We start from the raw sequence: 8,099 nt of genomic DNA, 5'->3' as shown, positions 1-8,099 counted from the left end.
GATCGAACTCGTACATGCCGATGCGGAACACGCCGACGACATTGAAGCGCCGGAAGCGCGGCAGCACGCCGGCCGGGGTGACGCTGAGCTGCGGGATCATCAGGTCGACCTTGTCGCCGACCGCCACGTTGAGCTGCTGCGCCAGTTCGTAGCCGAGCACGATGTTGTAGTCGCCGCCCTTCAGATCACTGAGCGCGCCGCTGGCCATGTGCTTGCCGATCTCGGAAACCTTGGCTTCCTCGCCCGGCAGCACGCCGCGAATCACCGTGCCGGAGATCTCGGAGCCGACCTTCACCAGCGCCTCGCCTTCGATGTATGGCGCGGTGGCGGCAACATCCGGGTTCTGCGAAGCCATCGCGGCGACGCCGCTCCAGTCCGGCAGGCCTTCACTGTTACCGGAAATCGTCGCATGCGATGCCATGCCGAGGATGCGGCTGCGCAGCTCGCTCTCGAAGCCGTTCATCACCGACAGCACGACGATCAGCGTCGCCACACCGAGGCCGATGCCGAGCATCGAGGCCAGCGAGATGAAGGAGATGAAATGGTTGCGACGCTTGGCGCGGGTGTAGCGCAGGCCAAGCAGCAGTTCGTAGCGGTCGCCGATCACGATGCCCATCCACAGTTGATGGCGGGTACGGCAGACGTGGCGGCCTTTGGCTGCCAAACAAGGTCAATCAGGGTCATGGCGCGAATTAGACCACAGGGGATCGCTAGACTACTGCGACGCAATCACCCGAAACCGACGCCCTTGGCCGCTTCCCCGATTCCGCTGCCCACCCGTCCCGACGACCGCCGCGGCCTGCTGCCGCTGCTGGCGATCATCACGCTGCTGACCGCGTGGCGAGCGCTGGCGATCGCCGCCAGCGGCCTCGATCTGTATGTCGACGAAGCGCAGTACTGGACCTGGTCGCAGGCGCTCGCCTGGGGTTATTTCTCGAAGCCGCCGATGATCGCGGCAGTGATCGCGGCGACGACCTCGGTCTGCGGTGACGGCGAACTGTGCGTGAAGTCCGGCGCGCTGCTGCTCTATCCGTTCACCACCGTGCTGATCTGGGCAATCACCCGGCGGCTGTTCGATGCCCGCACCGCGTTCTGGGCGGCGATCGTGTTCATCACCCTGCCCGGCGTGGCGCTGTCCAGCGTCATCATCTCCACCGACGTGCCGCTGTTCCTGTGCTGGACGGCGGCGCTGTACGCGTATCTGAAGGCGCTCGACAGCGATGCCTGGGGCTGGTGGCTGGCCGCCGGCATCGCCAGCGGCCTCGGTCTGCTGACCAAGTACACGATGGCGATCTTCGCGATCTCGGTGCTGCTGCATCTGGCGATCACGCCGGGGCTGCGCCGCCATTTCCGCAGCCCCAAGCTGTACCTCACCGCCGCGCTCGCCGCGCTGGTGTTCGCGCCGAACCTGATCTGGAACGCGCAGAACGGCTGGCCGACGCTTGGTCACACCGCGCAGATCTCGGGCCTCGAAGGTGGTTTGAACGGCGGCCAACACGGCCTGAACTGGAAATCCTTCGGCGATTTCATCGCCGGCCAACTCGGCATTCTCGGCCCGGTGCTGTTCATCGCCTGGCTGGTGCAGCTCGCGACGGTGCGTGGCTGGATCAGGGACGAGCGCTATCGCCTGCTCGCCTGCTTCGCGCTGCCGTTTCTCGGTGCGATCACCGCGCAGTCGCTGATCGGCCGCGCCAATGCCAATTGGGCGGCGATGGCCTACGTCGGCGGCACCATCTTCGTCGTTGCCAGGCTGGTCGAGACGCAGCGAATGAAGCTGCTGATCGCCGCACTGGCGCTGAACCTGATCGTCACCGTCGTCGCCTATCACTTCGACGCGCTGGCGCAGGTCGCGGGTATCGAACTGAACCGCAAGAACGACGTGCTGAACAAGCGGGTCCGCGGCTGGCGCGAGTACGGCGAGGCGCTGGCGGCGCGGCAGGCGGCGTATCCGGACAGCATCCTGCTCGGCGATGCCCGCGATCTGATTGCCGAAGCGCGCTACTACGCCGGTCCGGCAGGCACCGCGATGCTCAAGTGGAACCCCCTGCACAAGGCCGACGACTACTACGCGATGTCGACGACCATGGCCGGGCTCGAAGGCCGCGATTTCGTCTTCGTCTCACGCGATGCGGCGCTGCCCGACAACACTGCCGGCCGCTTCGAAGAGATCACCGAGATCGAACCGATCCACATCGCGATCCACCCCGACTACGCGCTCGATTTTCACGTCTGGCGACTGCGCGGCTGGCGTGGTGAGAAATAGCCGCTACGTCACTGGCTCCAGCGCAAACATCTCGGTCTGCTCGTCGTAGTCGAAGAGGTTGCCGTAGCGCGCCCAGCCGATGACCGCCTTCAGGGTGGTGTCGGCGAACTTGGCCGACATGTAGTCCTGCAGCTCTTCCTGAAAACGCAGCGCCGGCGCGACATGGCTGGGCCGATCGTCAAGCACGCGGTGGATGTGCGCAGCCAGCGCCACGTAGCTGATCAGATGCTCCCTGAACAACTGCTGCCGCACCTGCGGATCGCCGACCGCGAAACGCTGGCCGCGCTCGCTGAGCGTGATATCGCCTTCGGCCAGCTCGGCGAAGCGCAGCAGCTGCAGCGTCTCGGCAATCGGCAGCAATTCATCGGACGGCATCTGCAAAGCCTCGGCGAGCGCCGGCAGATCGGCGCGTCCGGCGTACGGTGCTGCCGCCAGTGCCTCGATGAAGCCGGATAGCAGGTTGGTGGAAATCTGCGGCAGCACGGTGCCGATGCCGGTGCCCGGGAACAGTTCGCTGCGAGTGTTGCTGCGTGCATCGCTGCGGGCGGTCATGCGCGTGTAGATGTCGTCGACCAGGCGGCGGAAGCTGGGGTCCTGACGGCTGCGCGGCTGCGGCAGCGACACGGTGATCTCGCCGATCACCCGGCCCGGGTTGGACGAAAAAATCAGGATGCGGTCGCACATCAACACCGCTTCCTCGATGTTGTGGGTAACCATCAGGATCGACTTGATCGGCAGCTGACCCTCGCCCCACAGATCGAGCAGATCGGTACGCAGGGTTTCGGCAGTCAGCACGTCGAGTGCCGAGAACGGCTCGTCCATCAGCAGGATCTGCGGATGCACGACCAGCGCCCGAGCGAAGCCGACCCGCTGGCGCATGCCGCCGGACAGCTCGCGCGGATAAGCCGATTCGAAGCCGCGCAAGCCGATCAGCTGGATCGCCGCCAGGCTGCGCTTGTGGCGCGCGGCCGGTTCGATACCGAGCGCTTCCAGCCCCAGCTCAACGTTCTCGAGCACGGTCAGCCAGGGAAACAGGGCGAAGCTCTGGAACACCATCGCGACTTCGCTGACCGGCCCGGTGATCGGCCGGCCATTGCATTGCACGCGGCCGCTGCTCGGGCGAATCAAACCTGCCGCGATGCGCAGCAGGGTCGATTTGCCGGAGCCGGAGCGGCCGAGCAGGCCGACGATCTCGCCGCGCCGCAGGCGCAGATCGACCTTGTCGAGCACCACCAGCGGGGTGTCGCGGCCCTTGTCGTAGTGCTGGCAGACGTCGCTCAGGTCGAGCAGGGTCTGGTCGGTGACGGTCTGCATGGGATGGGTCCTAGTCAATCCGCAGACGCTGTTCGGCGTAGCGGTACAGCGGGCGCCAGAGCAGGCGGTTGCAGAGAATCACGAACATCGACATGGTCGTGACACCGAGCACGATGCGCGGAAAATCACCGGCTTCGGTGGCCTTGGCGATGTAGGCGCCGAGGCCGTGAGCGGTGAGCTGGGTGTTACCCCAGCTGACGTACTCGGCGACGATGCTGGCGTTCCACGATCCGCCGGTGGCAGTCACCGCGCCGGTGAGATAGGCCGGGAAGATCGCCGGCAGGATGAATTTTCGCCACCACAGCCAGCGGCTCAGGCGCAGATTGGCCGCGGCCTCGAGCAGATCGTTGGGAATGGCGCGCGCACCGGCGATGACATTGAACAGGATGTACCACTGGGTGCCGAGCACCATCAGCGGGCTCAGCCAGATATCCGGATGGGCATTGAAGTGGACGATGCCGACCACCGCCACCGGAAACATCAGATTGGCCGGAAACGCGGCCAGGAACTGGGCCACCGGTTGCACGCGATCGGCCCAGCGCGGATGCAGGCCGATCCAGACGCCGATCGGCACCCAGACCAGGCTGGTCAGCGCCACCAGCAGCAGCACTCTGGTGAAGGTGATGAAGCCGAAGCCGAGTGCGGTGAACGCATCGCCGAGCGCTAGGGTCATCGAGGCGTAGGCGACGATCGCCCACAACGAATACAGCGCCCCGGCGATCACCGCGGCCAGCCACGCCCGGTCGATCCAGCGGTTGGTCTGCACCGAGATCACCGGCAGTGGCAGACGCTCGGCGCGAACATCGAGCCGGCGCGTCCGCAGCCAGAGCCAGCCCTTGCGCAGCGGGCTCAGCAAGCTGGCCACGGCACGGGTGCGGCGCATCCATTCCAGCAGCCAGCTGCGCGGGCTGTCCTGGCCGGCGGTCTGGTCGAGGCGGAACTTGTCCGCCCAGGCGACGATCGGCCGGAACAGCAGCTGGTCGTAGGCGACGATCACCAGCAGCATCGCCAGCAGCGCCCAGGCGATCGCGCTCAGATCTTTCTGGACGATCGCCGCCGCCACATAGGAGCCGATGCCGGGCAAGGTCAGCGTCTGGTTGCCGACGGTGATCGCTTCGGCCGCGACCACGAAGAACCAGCCGCCGGACATCGACATCATCATGTTCCAGACCAGGCTCGGCGTGGCATACGGCACTTCGAGCCGCCAGAAACGCTGCCAGGCCGATAGCTGGAAACCCTTCGACACCTCGATCAGATCGCGCGGCACGCCGCGCAGCGACTGATAGAAGCTGAAGGTCATGTTCCAGGCCTGGCTGGTGAAGATCGCGAAGATCGCCGCGCACTCCGCACCCAGCGCCTGGCCTGGAAACAGCGCCAGGAAGCCGGCCACCGTGAACGACAGGAAGCCGAGGATCGGCACCGATTGCAGGATGTCCAGCGTCGGCACCAGCAGCAGCTCGGCACGCCGGCTCTTGGCGGCGAGCGTGCCGTAGATCAAGGTGAACAGCAGCGACAGCGCCAGCGCGATCAGCATCCGCAAGGTGGTGCGCAGCGCGTACTCGGGCAGCTGCCAGGGATCGAGCGACAGCGGCGCCTGCTCCAGCTGCGCCAGCGATTCGTGGATGGCCTCGCGGGCGCCATCGGCCAACGCCACCAGCACGCCCACGGCGATCAGCAGCACCAGCAGATCCCAGATATTGGGAAGCAGGCGGCGATGAATCGATGCGGTGGACTGGTTCATGCCATCGACTCGGGAAATGCGGAGAGAATCCGCACGATGCGGCGGGATTGGTGACGCCTAGACAGCCGGCTGCAGCAGGCGTTCCGTACACAGCTTCAATGCTGATTTCCAGCGTGCACGGCACTCCGCTCAGCGCCGGAAAACAACCGCTCGCACAGGCCTCAAATGCTGCGCTGCGCGAATTCAAGTCCATAAATTCGCGTGCTACCGTCGGGCATCGTTGAGTCGTGGTCCGTGGTCCGGGCTGCGCTCGCACCCCCAACGCGGTGAAGCCCTTGAACCATGACAGCAAGGCGACAACCCGGATCGCCACCTACGAGATTTTCCGAACCCAATACCTGAACCCCGATGGCAGTCTGATCGCCGATCCACCCGCTTTCGCCAAGGATCGAGAGCAGGCGCGGGCGATGTACGCGCTGATGCTGCGTACCCGGCTGTTCGACAAGAAAGCCGTGGCGCTGCAGCGCACTGGCCAGCTCGGCACTTATGCCGCGGTGCTCGGCCAGGAAGCGATCGGCGTCGCGATCGGCCACACCTTGGCGGACGACGACGTCTTCATCCCCGGCTACCGCGAGTACGCCGCGCAGTTCGCGCGCGGTGTGCCGATGCGCAGCATCCTGCAGTACTGGGGTGGCGATGAACGCGGCATGGACTATCCGGCCGGCACGCCCGCCCATCACGACTTTCCGTTGTCGGTACCGATCGCCACCCAGGTGCCGCATGCGATCGGCGTCGCCTATGCGATGAAGCTGCGCGGCGAGAAACGCGTGGTGCTCGCGTCCTGCGGCGACGGCGCCACGTCCAAGGGCGATTTCTACGAAGCGGTCAGCTCGGCGAAAGTCTGGAATCTGCCGATCGTGTTCCTGATCAGCAACAACGGCTGGGCGATCTCGATGCCCAGCCACCGCCAGACCGGCGCCCAGACCTTCGCCCAGAAAGGCCTGGCCGGCGGCATCAACGGCGAACAGGTCGACGGCAACGATGTGATCGCAACGCGCGCCGTGCTGTCCGCCGCGATAGAACGCGCCCGCAGCGGCGAAGGCCCGAGCCTGGTCGAAGCGCTGACCTACCGTCTGCACGACCACACCACGGCCGACGACGCCCGCCGCTATCGCCCCGAAGCCGAGGTCACCGCGGCCTGGGAACGCTGCCCGGTGAAGCGCTTCAAGGCCTACATCGAAGCCCAGGGCTTCTGGAATCAGGCCGATGAAGACGCCCTGATCGCCGAGGGCACCGCGGCTGCGGAAGCGGCGTCGCAGGAATTCCTGAAGCTGAAGCCGGCGGCGCCGGAATCGATGTTCGATCACCTGTATGCGACTTTGCCCAAAGCTCTGGAGTGGCAGCGGGACGAAGTGGCAGCGCGCGGCCCCGTCGGAGGGCACCATTGATGCCTAACATTACGTTGATCGAAGCCGTGAACCTCGCGATGGCCAGCGAAATGCGTCGGGACCCGGATGTGGTCGTGCTCGGCGAGGACATCGGCCGCAACGGCGGCGTGTTCCGCGCCACGCTGGGCCTGCTCGACGAATTCGGCGAAGGTCGGGTCATCGATACACCGCTGGCGGAAACCCTGGTTGCGGCGATGGCGATCGGCCTGAGCACGCAGGGCATCAAGGCGGTGGCCGAAATCCAGTTCTCCGGCTTTCTCTATCCCTGCGTCGACCAGGTGGTGAACCACGCGGCGCGCTACCGCAATCGCACTCGCGGGCGGCTGTCCTGCCCGCTGGTGATCCGGGCGCCGAACAGCGGCGGCATCCATGCGCCGGAGCATCACTCGGAATCCTTGGAAACCACATTCGCGCAGATGCCCGGCCTGAGAGTGGTCTGCCCATCGAGCCCGGCGCGCGCCTATGGCCTGCTGCTGGCGGCGATCCGCGATCCGGACCCGGTGATCTTTCTCGAACCGACGCGGCTTTATCGACTGTTCAAGCAGCCGGTCGAGGACGACGGCGAGGCGCTGCCGCTGGACAGCTGCTTCATCGACCGCGAAGGCAGCGATCTGACCCTGGTCAGCTGGGGCGCGATGATGCACGACACCCGGCTGGTCGCCGATCAGCTAGCCGAGGAAGGCATCAGCGCCGAAGTGATCGACATCGCCACGCTGAAGCCGCTGGACATCGACACCATCCTCGACAGCGTGGCAAAGACCGGTCGCTGCGTGATCGTCTCGGAATCGCCGCGCGCCGGCGGCTGGGCTTCGGAAGTGGCGGCGAATCTCGCCGAGCACGGCTTGCTGAGCCTGTTTGCGCCGGTGATGCGCGTCGCCGGTTACGACACTGTGATGCCACTGGCGCAGCTGGAGCGCAGCTACATCCCCGATACCGATCGCATCCTGCGCGAAGTGCGCAAGCTGTTCGAGATGGCGCCCAAGTAGGCCCCCGCGGGCGCTAACAGGAGTTCAAGTCCAATGAGCATTTTCAAACTGCCCGACCTCGGCGAAGGCCTGCAGGAAGCGGATATCCGCGAGTGGCACGTCAAGGTCGGCGACAAAGTGGCGGTCGATCAACCGCTGGTCGCTGTCGAAACCGCCAAGGCGGTGGTCGAAGTGCCGAGCCCGCAGACCGGCGTGATCAAGAAGCTGTACGGCGCGGTGGGCGACACCATGGATGTCGGCAAGCCTTTGGTCGAGTTTGAAGGCGGCGAAACCCTGGCCACCCAGACCGCGCCAGCAACCGACACGCCGGTGGCAACCCCGGTCCCCGACACCGGCGGCGCCCGCAGCGGCGCGATCACCGATACCGGCACCGTGGTCGGTGCGATGCGCAGCAGCAATGACGTGGT

The 8,099-nt window shown here is 65.8% G+C and carries 7 protein-coding genes; 4 read left to right on the top strand and 3 right to left on the bottom strand.

All coding sequences use genetic code 11. From position 1 onward, the window contains the following. Positions 1–664: ABC transporter permease (locus tag QZY06_RS03080; RefSeq protein WP_295680048.1), on the bottom strand; the 664-nt coding region annotated here is incomplete at its 3' end. Between the two features lie 84 nt (positions 665–748). Between QZY06_RS03080 and QZY06_RS03075 the strand changes: the two genes are divergently transcribed. Then, entirely contained in the window at positions 749–2,263 is a 1,515-nt protein-coding gene (locus tag QZY06_RS03075; protein WP_295680046.1) for a glycosyltransferase family 39 protein, read from the top strand. A gap of 3 nt (positions 2,264–2,266) precedes the next feature. On the opposite strand, the gene QZY06_RS03070 is transcribed toward QZY06_RS03075, so the two are convergent. Both QZY06_RS03070 and QZY06_RS03065 read right to left on the bottom strand, forming a co-directional pair. After that, complete coding sequence (locus tag QZY06_RS03070) at positions 2,267–3,577, bottom strand: AAA-associated domain-containing protein (protein ID WP_295680044.1); 1,311 nt, start codon at positions 3,575–3,577, stop codon at positions 2,267–2,269. Between the two features lie 10 nt (positions 3,578–3,587). Beyond that, complete coding sequence (locus tag QZY06_RS03065) at positions 3,588–5,318, bottom strand: ABC transporter permease subunit (RefSeq protein WP_295680041.1); 1,731 nt, start codon at positions 5,316–5,318, stop codon at positions 3,588–3,590. A 275-nt stretch (positions 5,319–5,593) separates the two neighbouring features. Here QZY06_RS03065 and pdhA point away from each other — a divergent pair, with 275 nt between their 5' ends. From pdhA to QZY06_RS03050, 3 genes are all read left to right on the top strand, one after another. Next, complete coding sequence (pdhA, locus tag QZY06_RS03060) at positions 5,594–6,706, top strand: pyruvate dehydrogenase (acetyl-transferring) E1 component subunit alpha (protein WP_295680039.1); 1,113 nt, start codon at positions 5,594–5,596, stop codon at positions 6,704–6,706. Continuing rightward, positions 6,706–7,692, top strand: a complete 987-nt coding sequence (locus tag QZY06_RS03055) for an alpha-ketoacid dehydrogenase subunit beta (RefSeq protein WP_022977692.1) — start codon at positions 6,706–6,708, stop codon at positions 7,690–7,692. Before pdhA ends, QZY06_RS03055 begins: the two co-directional genes overlap by 1 nt. A gap of 33 nt (positions 7,693–7,725) precedes the next feature. After that, positions 7,726–8,099, top strand: a 374-nt coding sequence (locus QZY06_RS03050) for a biotin/lipoyl-containing protein (RefSeq protein ID WP_295680034.1), incomplete at its 3' end; no start/stop codon positions are given.

The sequence above is a fragment of the uncultured Nevskia sp. genome, assembly GCF_903885465.1.
Taxonomy (GTDB): domain Bacteria; phylum Pseudomonadota; class Gammaproteobacteria; order Nevskiales; family Nevskiaceae; genus Nevskia.
The sequence above is the reverse complement of the archived record's forward strand: the minus strand, read 5'-3'. Positions and strand labels throughout refer to the sequence as shown.

Coding starts and splice junctions, on each gene's coding strand:
- QZY06_RS03070 (WP_295680044.1), bottom strand. CDS start 3,577: ATGCAGACCGTCACCGACCAGACCCTGCTCGACCTGAGCGACGTCTGC.
- QZY06_RS03065 (WP_295680041.1), bottom strand. CDS start 5,318: ATGAACCAGTCCACCGCATCGATTCATCGCCGCCTGCTTCCCAATATC.
- QZY06_RS03055 (WP_022977692.1), top strand. CDS start 6,706: ATGCCTAACATTACGTTGATCGAAGCCGTGAACCTCGCGATGGCCAGC.